Source organism: Roseinatronobacter ekhonensis, assembly GCF_900499075.1.
In the GTDB taxonomy this organism is placed as follows: Bacteria; Pseudomonadota; Alphaproteobacteria; order Rhodobacterales; family Rhodobacteraceae; genus Roseinatronobacter; species Roseinatronobacter ekhonensis.
Window position 1 is genome coordinate 25,925 of record NZ_UIHC01000006.1, and the last position, 15,914, is coordinate 41,838.

The following is a 15,914-nucleotide window of genomic DNA, read 5'->3' on the forward strand; positions in this document are numbered from 1 at the left end:
TTTGGTCTGTTTTAGCGGAATATCGGGGGAGAGCTTCGTGATTTTGCGCCCTGAACTGCCAATTTTGCGCAGAAATTGTCGTATCGGGCTAAAATTATGCAAGGTCTTGCCGCGCGTTGCGCTGCATTGCGGCATTTTATTTGCAAGTGCAGAAAAGTCCTTGCGCGACGGTATGCAACAATATACCAAAAATCCGCACTGTCCCGACATATCCTGTCCCAAGAGGTTACATCATGAGCTTCCGTCTGCAACCCGCGCCCGCAGCCCGCCCCAACCGTTGCCAATTGTTCGGCCCCGGATCGCGTGTGGCCTTGTTCGAGAAGATGGCAGCCAGCGCCGCGGATGTCATCAATCTGGACCTTGAAGATTCGGTTGCGCCCTCTGACAAGGATAGCGCACGCAACAACGTCGTCGCGGCCACGCATGATGTGGATTGGGGGCGCAAAACGCTGTCCGTGCGGATCAACGGACTGGATTCGCCGTTCTGGTATCGCGACGTGGTTGACCTGCTGGAGCGCGGGTCAGAACGGCTGGACCAGATCATGATCCCCAAGGTCGGCTGCGCCGCAGATATCTACGCGGTAGATGCGCTTGTATCCTCCATCGAGGCTGCAAAGGGCCGCCAGAAGCGGATCAATTTCGAGGTCATCATCGAATCGGCGGCGGGTATCAGCCATGTCGAGGAAATCGCGGCGGCCTCGCCGCGCATGGTCGCGATGAGCCTTGGCGCCGCCGATTTTGCGGCATCGATGGGCATGTCCACCACCGGCATCGGCGGCACGCAGGAAAACTACTACATGCTGCACCAGGGTGCGCAATACTGGTCAGACCCGTGGCATTGGGCGCAATCCGCGATTGTTGCCGCTTGCCGCACCCATGGCGTGCTGCCGGTCGATGGCCCGTTTGGCGATTTCAGCGATGATGAGGGATTCCGTGCGCAAGCCCGCCGTTCCGCGACCTTGGGAATGGTCGGGAAATGGGCGATCCACCCCAAGCAGGTTGCACTTGCGAACGAGGTGTTCACACCGTCGGAAACAGCAGTTTTGGAGGCGCGTGAAATTCTGACAGCCATGGAAGAAGCCAAGGCCCGAGGCGAAGGTGCGACAGTTTACAAGGGCCGTCTTGTCGACATCGCGTCCATCAAACAGGCAGAAGTTATCGTGCGTCAATCCGAGATGATTGCAGCCGCCTGAACCCCGCCTCCGCCGCGATGTGTGTTGACCGATCCGCGCCCCGAACCGGGGCGCGGATTTCTGCGTCAAATATCGGCGTAAGTGTGCCCTTCGCCTTTCGCGCCCGGATGCGTCACTGCGCCCAAGCGGGTTGACCCGACAAGCCGGGCGTATTTGTAAAGCGCGCCGCTGGAATGGATGGTCGGGCGCGGGCCTGCCCAAGCCTTGCGACGCTCTGACAATTCGGCATCGGACAAGGCGACAGACAACTCGCCCGTCAGCGCGTTCAATGTGATCATGTCGCCATCTTGCAGCAAGGCGATCGGTCCGCCATGTGCGGCCTCTGGCCCGACATGACCCACGCAAAACCCGCGCGTTGCGCCCGAAAAACGGCCGTCGGTAATCAGCGCGACCTTTTTGCCCATGCCTTGGCCAGACAACGCCGCCGTGGTCGCCAGCATTTCGCGCATGCCGGGGCCACCTGCGGGGCCCTCGTTGCGAATAACGATCACGTCGCCGGGTTCATACCCGCGCGCTTTTACGGCGGCAAAGGCGTCTTCCTCGCATTCGAACACGCGGGCGGGACCGGTAAAGACCTGCTCTTCCTCTGCCATGCCCGCGACCTTCACGATCGCCCCGTCGGGGGCCAGGTTGCCTTGCAACCCGACCACGCCGCCGGTCTTGCTGATCGGGGTCGCGATGGGGTGAATCACCCGCCCATCCGCTTCCAGAGAAATGCGGTCCAGTTCCTCACCGATGCTGCGCCCGGTCACGGTCAGGCAATCCTCGTGGATCAACCCAGCCTTGCTCAGTTCTTTCATAACCACGGGCAGGCCACCGACCTCGTATAGATCCTTGGCCACATATTGCCCGCCCGGTTTCAGGTTCACGAAATAGGGCGTGTCGCGGAAAATCTCGCACACATCCATCAGGTCGAAATCAATCCCCGCCTCGTGGGCGATGGCGGGCAGGTGAAGCCCCGCATTTGTGGACCCGCCGGTGCAGGCCACGACCCGCGCCGCGTTTTCGAGTGATTTGCGTGTGACAATGTCGCGCGGGCGCAGGTTGCGGGCCAAGAGGTCCATCACGGCAAGGCCCGATTCCTCGCAATAATGGTCGCGCGACTCGTAGGGTGCAGGCGCGCCGGAACTGTTCAGCAACGCAAGCCCGATCGCCTCGGACACACAGGCCATTGTATTGGCAGTGAACTGCCCACCGCAGGCCCCGGCGCTGGGGCATGCCACGCGTTCCAGAATGGCCAGCTCGGCGTCGGAATAATTGCCTGCCTGGTGCTTTCCCACGGCCTCGAACACGTCCTGGACCGTCACGTCCTTGCCATCCAGACGGCCCGGCAGGATGGACCCGCCATAGATGAACACCGATGGCACATTCAGCCGCACCATGGCCATCATCATACCGGGCAGCGATTTGTCGCACCCTGCCAACCCGACCAGCGCGTCGTAGCAATGCCCGCGCATCGTCAATTCCACCGTGTCCGTAATCGCCTCGCGAGAGGCCAGCGAGGATTTCATCCCCTCATGCCCCATCGCGATCCCGTCGGTCACGGTGATTGTGGTGAACTCGCGCGCGGTTCCGCCGCCTTTGGCCACGCCCTTCTTGACGACCTTGGCCTGTCGGTCGAGTGAGATATTGCACGGCGCCGCTTCGTTCCAGCAGGTGGCCACGCCCACCCATGGTTGGTGAATTTCCTGTTCCGTCAGCCCCATGGCGTAGAAATACGACCGGTGCGGCGCGCGCGATGGGCCTTCGGTCACATGCCGCGATGGCAGGCGGGATTTGTCGAAGCGTGGCGTGTCTGTCATGGCATCCTCTGCTTGGTTTGCATCAACCTAGCCATGCCCCCGAAACGCGGCAAGGAAAACCGGTCGCGCGCCCTCTTTCGCATGGGCGCGGGCTGCACTAGGGTTTGCGACATTCCCTTGGCAGGAGCGCAGGTTTGAGTGACACCGTCACCCCCATGATGGCCCAGTATCTGGAGGTAAAATCCCAGCACCCCGATGCGCTGTTGTTCTACCGCATGGGCGATTTCTACGAGTTGTTCTTCGATGATGCTGTTGCGGCGGCGGCGGCGCTGGACATCGCGCTGACCAAGCGCGGCAAGCATCAGGGCGAGGATATCGCCATGTGTGGCGTGCCGCATCACGCGTCCGAGGGGTATCTGCTGACGCTGATTCGCAAGGGTTTTCGCGTGGCGATTGCCGAGCAGATGGAAAGCCCGGAAGAGGCCAAGAAGCGCGGCTATAAATCCGTTGTGCGGCGCGAGGTCGTTCGCCTTGTCACCCCCGGCACGCTGACCGAAGACAGCCTGCTGGATGCGCGGCGGCACAACTTCCTTGCCGCTTATGCAGAGATTCGCGATGCGGGCGCGCTGGCTTGGGCCGATATTTCGACCGGGCAAGTCCGGGTCATGCCTTGCACCCGCGCGCGGCTTGGGCCGGAACTGGCGCGCCTTGCCCCGCGCGAGGTGCTGGTGGCGGACCCGATGAGCGAGGGCTTGCGCCCCTTGATCGAGGATATGGGTGCCGCCCTGACCGCGCTTGCGCCCGCCAGTTTCGACAGTCAGGCCGCCGAACGGCGGTTGTGCGATCTGTATGCCGTGCAAACGCTGGACGGGTTCGGCCAGTTTGCCCGCCCCGAACGCGCGGCTTTGGGTGCGCTGGTCGATTATCTGGACCTGACGCAGCGTGGCAAGCTGCCGCTGTTGCAACCCCCGACGGTGGAAAGCGCGGATGCGGCCGTCCAGATAGACGCCGCCACCCGCCGCAATCTGGAACTGACACAGGCTTTGTCTGGCGGGCGCGACGGCTCGCTTCTGGCGGCGATTGACCGGACCGTAACCGCCGCCGGTGCGCGCCTTCTAGAACGGCGCTTGTCCGCGCCCGCCCGCAAGCTGGATGTGGCGCAGGCAAGGCAGGCGTGCGTTACCTTCCTGCACGGTCAGTCGCGGCTCTGTGCCGACCTGCGCCAAGCGCTGAAAGCCGTGCCCGATCTGGATCGCGCCCTGTCGCGGCTGGCGCTGGACCGGGGCGGCCCCCGCGATTTGGGCGCGGTGCGGCAGGCTTTGGTGCAAGCGGGGGCGTTAGCAGGCTTGCTGAATGTCCCCGATCTGCCCGATCTTCTGGCCGATGCCCGCGCGGCGCTGCTGGGTCATGACGCGCTGCTGGATGCACTCGACGCGGCGCTTGTCGCCGAGCCGCCGCTTCTGGCGCGTGATGGCGGCTTTATCGCCCCCGGCCATGATCCCGATCTGGACGACGCCCGCCGCTTGCGCGACGAAGGGCGCAGCGTGATTGCCGCGATGCAGGCCGACTATGCGCGCGAGACTGGCATTCAGGCGCTGAAAATAAAGCACAACAACGTCTTGGGCTATTTCATCGAAGTGACCAGCACGCATGCACAAAAGATGTTGGCCGCGCCGTTGTCCGACCGCTTCATCCACCGCCAGACCACCGCCAACCAAGTGCGCTTCGCGACTGTCGAGCTGTCAGAGATAGAGACCCGCATCCTGAATGCGGGCGGCCGCGCCTTAGAGATTGAAAAACGGCTGTTCGAGCGTTTGCGCGCACAGGTGCTGGATGCCGCGGCACCGCTCGCCCAAGCCGCGCGCGCTTTGGCAGAAATCGACCTTGCGAGCGCCTTGGCGGACCTTGCCCGCGCGGGCGACTGGTGCGCGCCCAAACTCGATGACAGCCGCGCCTTCGCCGTCGACGGGGGGCGTCACCCGGTGGTCGAGGCGGCCTTGGCCCGCGCGGGCAGCCCCTTCATTGCCAATGATTGCGACCTGTCGGCGGATCAAGGTGCTGCCATCTGGCTGCTGACCGGTCCCAACATGGCCGGTAAATCGACCTTCCTGCGCCAAAACGCGCTCATTACCATTCTGGCGCAGATGGGCGCTTGGGTGCCTGCACGTGCGGCGCAGATCGGCATGGTCAGTCAGGTCTTCAGCCGCGTGGGTGCCAGCGACGATCTGGCGCGCGGGCGCTCGACCTTTATGGTCGAGATGGTCGAAACAGCGGCGATCCTGCATCAAGCCGATGACCGCGCCTTGGTGATATTGGACGAAATCGGGCGCGGGACGGCGACCTATGACGGGTTGTCGATTGCCTGGGCCACGCTGGAACATTTGCACGATGTGAACCGCACCCGGGCCCTGTTTGCCACGCATTACCACGAGATGACGGCGCTGTCGGACCGGCTGGACGGTGTGCAAAACGCCACCGTCGCTGTCAAGGAATGGGAAGGCGATGTCGTCTTCCTGCATGAGGTGCGGCGCGGCGCTGCGGATCGCAGCTACGGCGTGCAAGTGGCGAAACTGGCGGGGCTGCCTGCGCCGGTGATCGCGCGGGCGCGCGAGGTTCTGGCGGCGCTGGAAGATGGCGCGCGAGGGGCTTCGCCCAAGGCGTTGATCGACGATCTGCCGTTGTTTTCCGCCGTGCAGGCCCCGGCACCCGCGCCCGCCAAACCTTTGCCCGTTTTGGACGCTTTGGCAGAGGTCAATCCCGATACGCTGTCCCCGCGAGAGGCGCTGGATGTGGTGTATCGGTTGAAGGGAATGGCGTCCGACGGCTAAGCCTTGGACCACGCGCCCCGGGCTTGACCCGGGGCCTCTGGGTCAGCCAACCGCAAGGCCCCGGGTCAAGCCCGGGGCGCGGTTCACCTTATTTTGGCGTCTGCTCTATGCGCTCAGTTGTCCGCCGTCATACCCAGCAATTCGTGCCTGCACGATCTGCCCGACGGGTTGATCCGTCCCGAACACCACTTCGGCAAATTGCGGTGTGCGGCCCATCCGCGTGCTTTCCATCAGCACCGGGTGCACCTGTTCGACCTGCGCGGCCAGATGCTGCGCGACTGCAGCATCACCGGCAGCGCGCAATTGCGCCGCGCGCGCGCGCACCAAAGCACCGTTCAATTGCGGCATACGCGCGGCAGGTGTGCCCTGGCGCGGGCTGAACGGAAAGACATGCAGCCATGTCAGGCCGCAGTCTTCGACCAGCTTGAGCGAATTCTCGAACATCGCATCTGTCTCTGTCGGAAAGCCTGCAATTATATCGGCGCCAAAAGCCATATCGGGGCGCAGACGCCGCGCTTCTTGGCAGAATGCAATCGCGTCGTCACGTAGGTGGCGGCGTTTCATGCGTTTCAGGATCATATCGTCACCCGCCTGCAAGGACAGGTGCAGATGCGGCATGAGGCGCGACTCGGATGCGATGGCCTCCATCAGAGCGGGATCGGCCTCGATTGAGTCGATCGACGAGATCCGCAGTCGCGCCAGATCGGGCACCAACCGTAGAATGCGGCGCACCAGATCGCCAAGCCGAGGCTGGGCTGGCAGGTCCGCGCCCCAGCTTGTCAGGTCCACGCCGGTCAGAACGACCTCCAGATACCCCTCATCCACCAGCCGTTTGATCTGCTCGACCACCACACCCGCAGGCACAGACCGCGAATTGCCGCGCCCGTAGGGAATTATGCAAAAGGTACAGCGATGGTCGCAGCCGTTTTGCACCTGAACATAAGCGCGCGCACGCGTGCCGAAGCCGTCAATCAGGTGGCTGGCGGTCTCGCGCACCGACATGATGTCATCGACCATCACACGTTCGGTCTGGCCGATCAGATCGGGGGTCAGGCTGGCCCACGTAGCGGGTTTCATCTTTTCCGAATTGCCGATCACGCGGGTCACTTCGGGCATGGCGGCGAAGGTGTCTGGTTCGGTCTGCGCCGCGCAGCCGGTCACGATAATCGGCGCATCGGGGTTGTCGCGGCGCAGGCGGCGGATATCCTGACGGGCTTTGCGCACCGCTTCGGCTGTGACCGCGCAGGTGTTGACGACCAGCGCGTCGCGCACGCCCGCATTTTCGGCCAGTGCTTTCATCGCTTCGGTTTCGTAAGCGTTCAGGCGACAGCCAAGCGTGGTAAAGCGCGGGGCAGTCATGCGCCGAAACCTGCGGCTAAAGTGGCCGTGAATACATGTGCGACCGGCCCGCTCAGCCAGACGCCGTCGTCGCGCCAATCTACCATCAGCGTGCCGCCATCGGCGGTGATGGTGACTTGCCGCCCGGTCAGCCCGCGCAAATGCGCGGCAACGGCGGTAGCGCAGGCACCAGAGCCGCAAGCCAGCGTGATCCCCGTGCCCCGTTCCCACACCCGCAGGCGCAGGTGGTTGGGGGCGCTCAGGGCCGCGAATTCGACATTGGTCGCTTCGGGGAACAGCGGGTCGTGTTCCACAAGCGGGCCTTGGCTGGCCACGGGCGCGGCCTCTGCATCGGGTACGAAGAACACGCAATGCGGGTTGCCCATTCCCACTGCAGTCGGATCGCCCGACAGCGGCAGGTGCAACGTGTCGCAATCGCGCGCCAGCGGAATGCCCTGCCAATCCAGCACCGGCGCGCCCATATTGACCCAGATTTGCCCGTCCCGGTCCTCGGCCCGCAGCAGCCCCCGCGCGGTGCGGATGGACAGGCTGGTGGCTTTGCATTGTGCCATGACCATCGCCGCCACGCAGCGGGTGGCATTGCCACATGCCCCCGCTTGCGAGCCGTCGGCGTTCCAAAAATCCAAGGCCAGATCAGCCGCATCATCGCTGCGCAATTCCGCCAGTTGGTCAAACCCGACACCACGGTGACGATCACCAATCGCCTGCGCCAGCGCAGCCGTCATGACCCCACTCGCGCGGTGACGCGAGTCGATCACGACGAAATCATTGCCTGCGCCGTGCATCTTGTGAAAGGTCAAGGGCGTGTCATCCATGCGCGCCATATAACGGTGGGCGCGCGGCCTGACCAGTCCCGCGCGCAAGCACGCCTGGAAAACATTGTGTCCGCGTGGCTTTTGTCCTTGACCCTGTGGCACGGCTTTTCTAAGTAGCGGCTTCAGAGTGAGCCGGTAGCTCAGCCGGTAGAGCAACTGACTTTTAATCAGTAGGTCCAGGGTTCGAACCCCTGCCGGCTCACCATGTTTTCCAGAGTGTTATGTCAGCCCTGCGTCTTGCAGAATGTGCGGGATCTTGGTTTTCACCTTGAAAAACCCTGCCGTTGCATGTGGCCAGACCAGTTTGTCCCAATCGCGCTGCACTTCGGTCAGGGTAATCCCTTGGGTCGTCAGCGCGGGTTCTGCGCTGTCAAGCCAGTCACGCAACGGCCCGCGCGGGACATAGGCGGTCACGATCTGCCGTGCCCCGGCGCGGGCGGCCCATTTCGCCAAATCACCCGGCACGCCCGCACGCAGCTGCGTCACCTCTTGGCCAAGGCGCGTCGCGGTATCGCGCAAGGCCGCATGCTCGAATGCGCTGACATGATCCGCCACGTCCTGCGGCGACCGCAGATGGCTGGCTTTCAGCGTCGCGCTGGCGACAATGTTCAGCCCCTTGCCTGCAAAGGCGGGATCGCAATCCTCTTCGGTCAGTAGCAGTGCCGTTGGCGCGTCAGGATCGGGGGCGCGTGGTGTGCGCAGGCCAAGGCGCGGGGGCAGGCCGTCGGGCTCTTCATTCACCAGCGCGGGGGCGTCGGCGGCCAGATCGGCGTCGCGCGGGGCAAAGCGACCATCGGTGAATTTGGCGATATTCCACGCTTGCGCGGCATAGGTCTTGCCGCGCGTGTGCAGCCCCGCGACCCAGCGCCAGCCCAGCGTGTTCGACGCGGGATCACCATCCAGCAGGTAGCGCAGGAAGAAATCCGCGCCCACGCGCCATGGCAGACCGAAGGTGAAGATCCAGATCGACGCGAACCACATCCGGGCGTGGTTGTGCAGGTAGCCGGTTTCCACAAGCTCCAAAGCCCAAGCGTCAAAGCAGTCAAACCCCGTGCGCCCATTGGTTGCGGCCTGCACCTGCGCGCGCAGTTTGCGGTCCTTGCCAAGGATGTCGAAGTCGCGCTCCAGCCCGTCGCGGTAGCTGTCCCACGTTGTTGGGCGCTGTTCCAGCCAGCCTTTGAAGTAGCTGCGCCAGACAACTTCCTGAATGAACTTCTCCGCGCCTTCGGGGCCATGCGCGGCAAGGGCAGCCGCGATCACCTCGTCCTCTGCCACCAGCCTGCGGCGCAGATAGGGTGACAAGCGCGACACTGCGCCATGCCGCCCCGGCCCATAATCGGTATTGCGGCGCTTGGCGTAGCGCGCGCCCATTTCCGGCGTGAAATCCGTGATGCGGGCAAGGGCGGCATCACGAGTCGGGGCAAGTTGCGTCATGGTGTCCTCTTTGGCTAAGGGCGGCAAATGGCGCGCCCCTAGCCAAAGTCAAAGCCGCCCAGCTAGAACAGCAACCCCGGCAGCCAAAGCACGAGTTGCGGGAACATGAACAACAGCACGATGGCCGTGATCTGCAACAGCACGAACGGGATTGCGCCTTTATAGATCATCCCGGTGCTGACAGAATTGGGCGCGACACCGCGCAGGTAGAACAGCGCGAAGCCGAAGGGCGGGGTCAGGAAGCTGGTTTGCAGGTTCACCCCGATCATGACGCCCAGCCAGACCGGGTCTATGCCCAGCATCAGCAACGTCGGCGCGGTAATCGGCAGCACGATGAAGATGATTTCAAACGTGTCCAAGATAAAGCCAAGCACGAACATCAGGATCATGACGGTGATCATTGCACCAATGGCCCCGCCGGGCATGGCGGTCAGGAATTCATGAACAAGATCGTCGCCGCCCATCTGCCGGAACACGATGGCAAAGACCGACGCGCCGAACAGGATGATAAAGATCATAGAGGTGATGACCGCCGTGCGCCGCGCGACATCGACAAAGATCTGGGCTTTCAACCGCCCGCGCAGACCTGCAAGAAGTGTCGCGCCAACCGCGCCGACTGACGCGGCCTCTGTCGGGGTGGCAATGCCACCAAGGATGGACCCCAGCACCGCGAAGATCAGCAGCAGCGGCGGGATCAGCGCGGTCACGATTTCGCGGCCCAGGCCGGCCTTTTCTTCCGGCGGGATGGGGGTTGCAGGGCAGCTTTCGGGGTCGACCACGGCCTTGAACAGGATGTAGCCAATATAAAGCGCGACCATCAGCAGGCCGGGAATGAACGCGCCCGCGAAAAGGTCGCCCACCGAAACCGTGGTGGGTGCGAAATTGCCCATGCTCATTTGCACCTGGCTGTGCATGCCCGCGATCATATCGCCCATGAAGATCAGCACGGTTGAGGGCGGGATAATCTGGCCCAGTGTGCCGCTGGCGCAGATCGACCCGCAAGCGAGTTTCGGGTCATAGCCCGCCCGCATCATGGCGGGCAGGGAAATCAGGCCCATCGTGACCACGGTTGCGCCCACCACGCCGGTGCTGGCGGCCAGAAGCGCGCCGACAAGGATGACTGAAATGCCCAAGCCGCCGCGCATATTGCCGAACAGGCGGCCCATGGTGGACAACAACTGCTCTGCGATATTGCTGCGCTCCAGCATCACCCCCATGAAGATGAACAAGGGCACCGCGACCAGCACTTCGTTCAGCATGTAGCCGGTGTAGCGCCCAGCCAGAGAGCGCAGGTTCGACATGTCGAACACGCCGAAATACAGGCCCGCGAAAGCGAACAGGATGGAGGTGCCCGCCAGCGTGAACGCCACTGGAAAGCCCAACAACAAGAAGCCGATCACGCCAAGGAACATTGTCCCCGCAAGGATCTCGCCAATCAGAACCGGATCCATGTCAGGCGCTCTCCGTCTCGTATTGGTAGCGATAATCGGGCGGGACAAGGTCTTCGCGGTCTGCGATGATTAGGATTGACCGGATCGCCATAGCCAGCCCTTGCAGCGCGATCAGCGCGGCAAAAACGAGGATGAAACTCTTCAGCACGAACAGGCCGGGCATGCCGCCGGGGTTGGCCGATCCTTCCAGCAGCCCTATAGAGCGGTTCACGAAGGTGAAAGAATAGACCCACACCACATAGGCGAAGGGCATCAGGAACACGCAGACGCCGGTCAGGTCCATCCACGCCTTGCGCAGGGTGCTGGCGGGGCGGAAAAAGATGTCCACGCGCACATGGTCGTTGCGATACAGCCCATATCCCGCGACGGCGGTGAACATGACCCCGTTCATCCACGGATACAGGTCCTGCATCCACAACCGCGTGGTCGAGAACAGGTAGCGTTCCACGACAACCCAGAAACACACCAGCACAATGCCGACCGACAACCACATGAAGGTGTTGCCAACGATGCGGTTGAGCGTGTTGATCGCATTCATCACTGCGGCGAGTGCTGTCATCATGGCCCTCGTGTTCATTTGGCTGCCTGCCCAAAAGGCCCCGGATCGGGTCCGGGGCCTTCGGTTTGGTTTTCGCGGATGGCCTTAGCCAAGGTCCGAAATGTCGAAATACTTTTCGCGCGCGATGGCGTAGGTCAGATCGGTCCGCTCCGTCCGGGTGCGCAGCATGTTCAGGTTCTCGACATAGCTGCGGGCGACTTTCTGTGTCAGCGCGTCGCCGCCTTCCAGAATTTCACCAAGCAGTTCCTTGGCCTTTTCGGCACCGGCCTGCCAGATGTCTTCGGGCCAATCCTTGTGCACGATTACGCCCTGGTTCTCGATCAGGTCGTTCAGCGCGATCGGATCATTGGCATAGAATTCGCTTGGCACCTGGTCATATTCAGCCTGGCACACATCACGCACAATGGCCTGCAGGTTCGCGGGCAGGGCCTGATACTTGGCCTTGTCCACGACAACCTCTGTCGCAAGACCCGGTTCGTTGAACGAACTGGTGTAATAGTGCTTGCGCAACTGGTGGAAGCCAAGCGCGCGATCATTATAGGGCCCGACGAATTCGGCGGCATCCAGCGCACCCGACTGCAACGCTTGGAAAATCTCGCCACCGGCAAGGTTCGTGACCGATGCGCCCATCTTCTGCCAGACCTGACCGCCAAGGCCGGGGGTGCGGAAGCGCAGGCCCTGAATGTCATCCAAGCCTGTCAGCTCTTCGTTGAACCAACCGCCTGCCTGCGTGCCGGTGTCGCCCGACAAGAAGCCCTGAACGCCGAACTGGTCATACACCTCGTCCCAGATCTCCTGACCGCCAAGATAGCGCACCCAAGCTGCCAGTTCGCGGCTGGTCATACCGAAGGGCACGCCCGTGAAGAACGACAGGCCAACGGACTTGTTCTGCCAGTAATAGGCCGCGCCGTGGCTCATCTCGGCAGAGCCGTCGATGACAGCATCCAGCGATTGCAGCGCGGGCACCATTTCGCCAGCGGCGAACACTTCGACCGTCAGCGAGCCGTCAGAGGCGGCGGTGATGCGGTCAGCCACGCGCTGGGCGCCTGTGCCCAAGCCGGGAAAGTTGCGTGGCCATGTCGTGACCATGCGCCATGTGATGTTACCCTGCGCGACGGCAGGTGCGGCAAGGGTCGATGCCGCCGCGGCAGAGCCGCCCAGCGCCGATGTCTTCAAAAAGGAACGACGATCCATTTTTCTCCTCCCGAGTTTTTTTATCGGACACTCCACTGCCCGTGCGCAGTGTTAGAGCATAACGCGATGGTGGAGTGAACAAAAAATCTTACCAATGTCATCGCCAACACTGTCCGGATGCATCTAGCCGCCCAGATGAGCCGTGCCGCGCGCCGCTGCCAACCGGATCTGGTTTTGCCGTTCGCGGAACCCCGCGCGGCGTTCGGGACTGAACTCGTCCACGCAATGGTGGCACTGCACGCCTTCCTCATATTCTGGGCGCGACCGGTCCTCGGGCCACAGCGGGCGGCGGCAAGCGTGGCACATGATATGCGGACCGGGCTTCAGCCCGTGTTCGACCGAAACACGCTGGTCGAACACAAAGCAGGCCCCGTGCCAAAGGCTTTGCGCGGGTGGCACCTCTTCAAGGTATTTCAGGATGCCGCCTTTCAGGTGGTAGACATCGGTCACGCCCTGACCAAGCAAGTAATTGGTCGATTTTTCGCACCGGATGCCGCCTGTGCAGAACATGGCAATCCGTTTGTTGTGAAAACGGTGGCGGTTTTCTTTCCACCATTGCGGAAATTCGCCAAACGCCTTGGTGCCCGGATCAATCGCGCCTTCAAACGTCCCGATAGCGACCTCGTAATCGTTGCGGGTGTCGATCACGGCCACGTCGGGCGCGCTGATCAGATCGTTCCAATCCTGCGCTTCAACATAATGACCGGTGCCCGCGCGCGGGTCCACATCGGGCTGGCCCATTGTCACGATCTCGCGCTTCAGGCGCACTTTCATACGGCCAAAGGGCATGTCGGGCGCGTGGCTTTCCTTCCACTCCAGCCCCGCGCAACCTGGCAGCGCGCGGATATGCGCCAGCAACGAGTCGATCCCTTCGCGTGGCCCCGCGATGGTGCCGTTGATCCCCTCTTGCGCCAGCAGAAGTGACCCCTTAACCCCCTTGGCACAGCACAAGGCGGCCAGCGGCGCTTTCAGCGCGGCAGGGTCATCGAAACGTGTAAAATGGTAAAGCGCGGCGACGGTAAACATGCCCGCCCTTTACTGCGCGCGGCGCGCCCGCGCAAGATAGCGGGGCATTGACGCGCCCGCGCGCGCCCCTTAGCCCTATCGCAAAAGGAGTGCCACCATGCCCCATGCCCTGATCGTGATCGACCTGCAAAACGATTTCTGCCCCGGTGGCGCGCTGGCCGTGGCCGAAGGCGACCAGATCGTGCCGGACGTGAATGCCCGCATGGCAGAGGCCGAAGCGGTCATCCTGACCCAAGACTGGCACCCCGCCGACCACAGCTCTTTCGCGAGCCAGCACGCGGGGCGCGCGCCGATGAGCATGATCGACATGCCCTACGGCCCGCAAGTGCTGTGGCCGGATCATTGTGTGCAAGGGTCGCAGGGCGCCGCGTTTCATGCTGCCCTGACCACCGACCGCGCCGACCTGATCATCCGCAAAGGGTTCCGCCGCGAGATCGACAGCTATTCCGCGTTTTTCGAGAATGACCAGAGCACCCCCACGGGGCTGGAAGGGTATCTGCGCACGCGCAACCTGACAGAGCTGGAATTCGTCGGGCTTGCCACTGATTTCTGCGTGGCATGGTCCGCGATTGACGCCGCCAAGCTGGGCTTCAAGGTGCGGGTTCTGACCGGCCTGTGCCGTGGCATCGACCTTGACGGGTCCATGGCGCGCGCTCTGGACGACATGAGCGCCGCTGGCGTTGAGCTGGTCTGACCGCCATGGATATCGCAACCCGCGTCTATAACCACCGCTGGAAGCTGGACCCGATTGTGCGGTCCCTGATCGACACCGATTTTTACAAACTGCTGATGTGCCAGTCGGTGTTTACCAACCGCCCCGACACGCGCGTGACCTTCAGCCTTATCAATCGCGCCAAGGACGTGCCGCTGGCCAAGCTGATCGACGAGGGCGAGTTGCGGGAACAACTCGACCATATCCGCACCCTGTCGCTGTCGCGCGGGGAATCCACTTTTCTGCGCGGCAATACGTTTTACGGCAAACGCCAGATGTTCCGCCCCGATTTCATGGAATGGTTCGAGAATTTCCGCCTGCCGCCCTATCATCTGGAACGTGTGGGCGACCAGTATGAGCTGACATTCGAGGGCACTTGGCCAGAGGCGATGCTGTGGGAAATCCCCGCCTTGGCGGTGCTGATGGAACTGCGCTCGCGGGCGGTACTGGGCCGGATGAAACGGTTCGAATTGCAAGTGCTTTACGCCCGCGCCATGACAAGGGTCTGGGAAAAGATCGAACGCCTGCAAGAGTTGGACGGGTTGCGCATTGCAGATTTCGGCACCCGCCGTCGTCACAGCTTTTTGTGGCAGGATTGGTGCGTGCAGGCCATGATGGAAGGGTTGGGGCCGCGCTTCATCGGCACCTCGAACTGCCTGATCGCCATGCGCCGAGAGGTCGAGGCCATTGGCACCAACGCGCATGAATTGCCCATGGTGTATGCTGCGCTTGCCCAGAACGACGCAGAACTGGCGGAAGCGCCATACCGGGTTCTGGCCGATTGGCAGGCCGAGCATTCGGGCAACCTGCGCATTATTCTGCCCGACACCTATGGCACCCAGGGCTTTCTGGATCGCGCCCCTGAATGGCTGGCCGAATGGACCGGCATCCGTGTCGATTCGGGTGCGCCAGAGGACGGCGCCGAAGCCGCAATCCGCTGGTGGCAGGCGCATGGTCAGGACCCGCGCCAGAAACTTGTCATCTTCTCTGACGGGCTGGACGTGGACCGCATTGAAGCGCTGCACCGCAAGTTTGCAGGCCGGGTCAAGGTCAGCTTTGGTTGGGGCACATTGTTGACAAACGATTTCAGGGGTTTGGCCGAAGGCGACGGGTTGGCGCCGTTCAGTTTGGTGTGCAAGGCCATCAGCGCCGACGGGCGGGCCACCGTCAAATTGTCGGACAACCCGAACAAAGCCATGGGCCCGCAGAGCGAAATTGCGCGCTACAAGCATGTCTTCGGCGTGGGCAAACAAAAGGCAGAGGCGGTGCAGGTCTAAACACTCTGGCAAGTATGACGGCACATTTCAGCGCACGCGCCGGGCGGTCACACCGATTTTTGGTGACAGGTGCCCGGAGCTGTGTTGCAATAAAACTGTCGCAATCAGAGTAGGAGGACACCTGAATGTCATTAACCTCGCATCTTGCCGCACTGCGCGAAAAACACGCGCACCTCTCTGACAAGGTTGACAGTATCCAACGCAGTCCCGGAAGCAGTGATCGGGAAATTGCGGAATTGAAGAAACAAAAGCTTCGTTTGAAAGAAGAGATCGAGCGCCTGTCGCACGCGTGATGGGCCACACTTGAACACTAACGGCCCGCGA

At 62.5% G+C, this 15,914-nt stretch carries 13 protein-coding genes and 1 tRNA gene; 6 read left to right on the top strand and 8 right to left on the bottom strand.

Features of this window, described 5'->3' with window-relative positions; translation table 11 throughout:
* Positions 1 to 233 precede the first annotated feature (233 nt).
* Positions 234 to 1,193 carry an L-malyl-CoA/beta-methylmalyl-CoA lyase gene (locus ROE7235_RS04310; RefSeq protein WP_121093448.1) on the top strand — a complete coding sequence of 320 codons (960 nt, stop codon included), beginning with the start codon at positions 234 to 236 and terminating at the stop codon, positions 1,191 to 1,193.
* Between the two features lie 65 nt (positions 1,194 to 1,258).
* Here ROE7235_RS04310 and ilvD read toward each other — a convergent pair whose 3' ends face one another.
* The gene (ilvD, locus tag ROE7235_RS04315) at positions 1,259 to 2,995 is read right to left on the bottom strand and encodes a dihydroxy-acid dehydratase (RefSeq protein ID WP_121093449.1); all 1,737 of its coding nucleotides are present in this window, start codon (positions 2,993 to 2,995) and stop codon (positions 1,259 to 1,261) included.
* 155 nt (positions 2,996 to 3,150) lie between these two features.
* On the opposite strand from ilvD, the gene mutS reads away from it, so the two are divergent.
* Positions 3,151 to 5,763 carry a DNA mismatch repair protein MutS gene (gene mutS, locus ROE7235_RS04320; RefSeq protein ID WP_121093450.1) on the top strand — a complete coding sequence of 871 codons (2,613 nt, stop codon included), beginning with the start codon at positions 3,151 to 3,153 and terminating at the stop codon, positions 5,761 to 5,763.
* A 105-nt stretch (positions 5,764 to 5,868) separates the two neighbouring features.
* On the opposite strand, the gene mtaB is transcribed toward mutS, so the two are convergent.
* Positions 5,869 to 7,122 carry a tRNA (N(6)-L-threonylcarbamoyladenosine(37)-C(2))-methylthiotransferase MtaB gene (gene mtaB, locus ROE7235_RS04325; protein ID WP_121093451.1) on the bottom strand — a complete coding sequence of 418 codons (1,254 nt, stop codon included), beginning with the start codon at positions 7,120 to 7,122 and terminating at the stop codon, positions 5,869 to 5,871.
* Positions 7,119 to 7,937 (bottom strand): diaminopimelate epimerase, encoded by an 819-nt coding sequence (gene dapF / locus ROE7235_RS04330; protein ID WP_183073320.1) that lies wholly within the window; start codon positions 7,935 to 7,937, stop codon positions 7,119 to 7,121. The genes mtaB and dapF overlap by 4 nt, the downstream gene beginning before the upstream one ends.
* A 129-nt stretch (positions 7,938 to 8,066) precedes the next feature.
* Between dapF and ROE7235_RS04335 the strand changes: the two genes are divergently transcribed.
* Positions 8,067 to 8,142, top strand: a tRNA-Lys gene (locus ROE7235_RS04335).
* Positions 8,143 to 8,156: 14 nt separating this feature from the next.
* Here the strand turns inward: ROE7235_RS04335 and ROE7235_RS04340 are convergent.
* The 5 genes from ROE7235_RS04340 to trhO form a co-directional block, all read right to left on the bottom strand.
* Positions 8,157 to 9,371: an FAD-binding domain-containing protein gene (locus tag ROE7235_RS04340; RefSeq protein WP_121093453.1), complete on the bottom strand. Its 1,215-nt coding sequence runs from the start codon at positions 9,369 to 9,371 to the stop codon at positions 8,157 to 8,159.
* Between the two features lie 62 nt (positions 9,372 to 9,433).
* Complete coding sequence (locus tag ROE7235_RS04345) at positions 9,434 to 10,822, bottom strand: TRAP transporter large permease (protein ID WP_121093454.1); 1,389 nt, start codon at positions 10,820 to 10,822, stop codon at positions 9,434 to 9,436.
* 1 nt (position 10,823) lies between these two features.
* Positions 10,824 to 11,384, bottom strand: coding sequence for a TRAP transporter small permease subunit (locus tag ROE7235_RS04350; protein WP_306418851.1), 561 nt, complete (start codon positions 11,382 to 11,384; stop codon positions 10,824 to 10,826).
* Between the two features lie 81 nt (positions 11,385 to 11,465).
* Positions 11,466 to 12,575: a TRAP transporter substrate-binding protein gene (locus ROE7235_RS04355; protein WP_121093455.1), complete on the bottom strand. Its 1,110-nt coding sequence runs from the start codon at positions 12,573 to 12,575 to the stop codon at positions 11,466 to 11,468.
* Between the two features lie 123 nt (positions 12,576 to 12,698).
* Positions 12,699 to 13,601, bottom strand: coding sequence for an oxygen-dependent tRNA uridine(34) hydroxylase TrhO (trhO, locus tag ROE7235_RS04360; protein ID WP_121093456.1), 903 nt, complete (start codon positions 13,599 to 13,601; stop codon positions 12,699 to 12,701).
* 97 nt (positions 13,602 to 13,698) lie between these two features.
* Between trhO and pncA the strand changes: the two genes are divergently transcribed.
* The 3 genes from pncA (at position 13,699) to ROE7235_RS04375 (ending at position 15,883) form a co-directional block, all read left to right on the top strand.
* A complete protein-coding gene (pncA, locus tag ROE7235_RS04365) occupies positions 13,699 to 14,295 on the top strand; it encodes a bifunctional nicotinamidase/pyrazinamidase (protein WP_121093457.1) in 597 nt (198 codons plus the stop codon).
* Between the two features lie 5 nt (positions 14,296 to 14,300).
* A complete protein-coding gene (gene pncB, locus ROE7235_RS04370) occupies positions 14,301 to 15,590 on the top strand; it encodes a nicotinate phosphoribosyltransferase (RefSeq protein WP_121093458.1) in 1,290 nt (429 codons plus the stop codon).
* 125 nt (positions 15,591 to 15,715) lie between these two features.
* Positions 15,716 to 15,883 (top strand): YdcH family protein, encoded by a 168-nt coding sequence (locus tag ROE7235_RS04375; protein WP_121093459.1) that lies wholly within the window; start codon positions 15,716 to 15,718, stop codon positions 15,881 to 15,883.
* Positions 15,884 to 15,914: the final 31 nt, after the last annotated feature.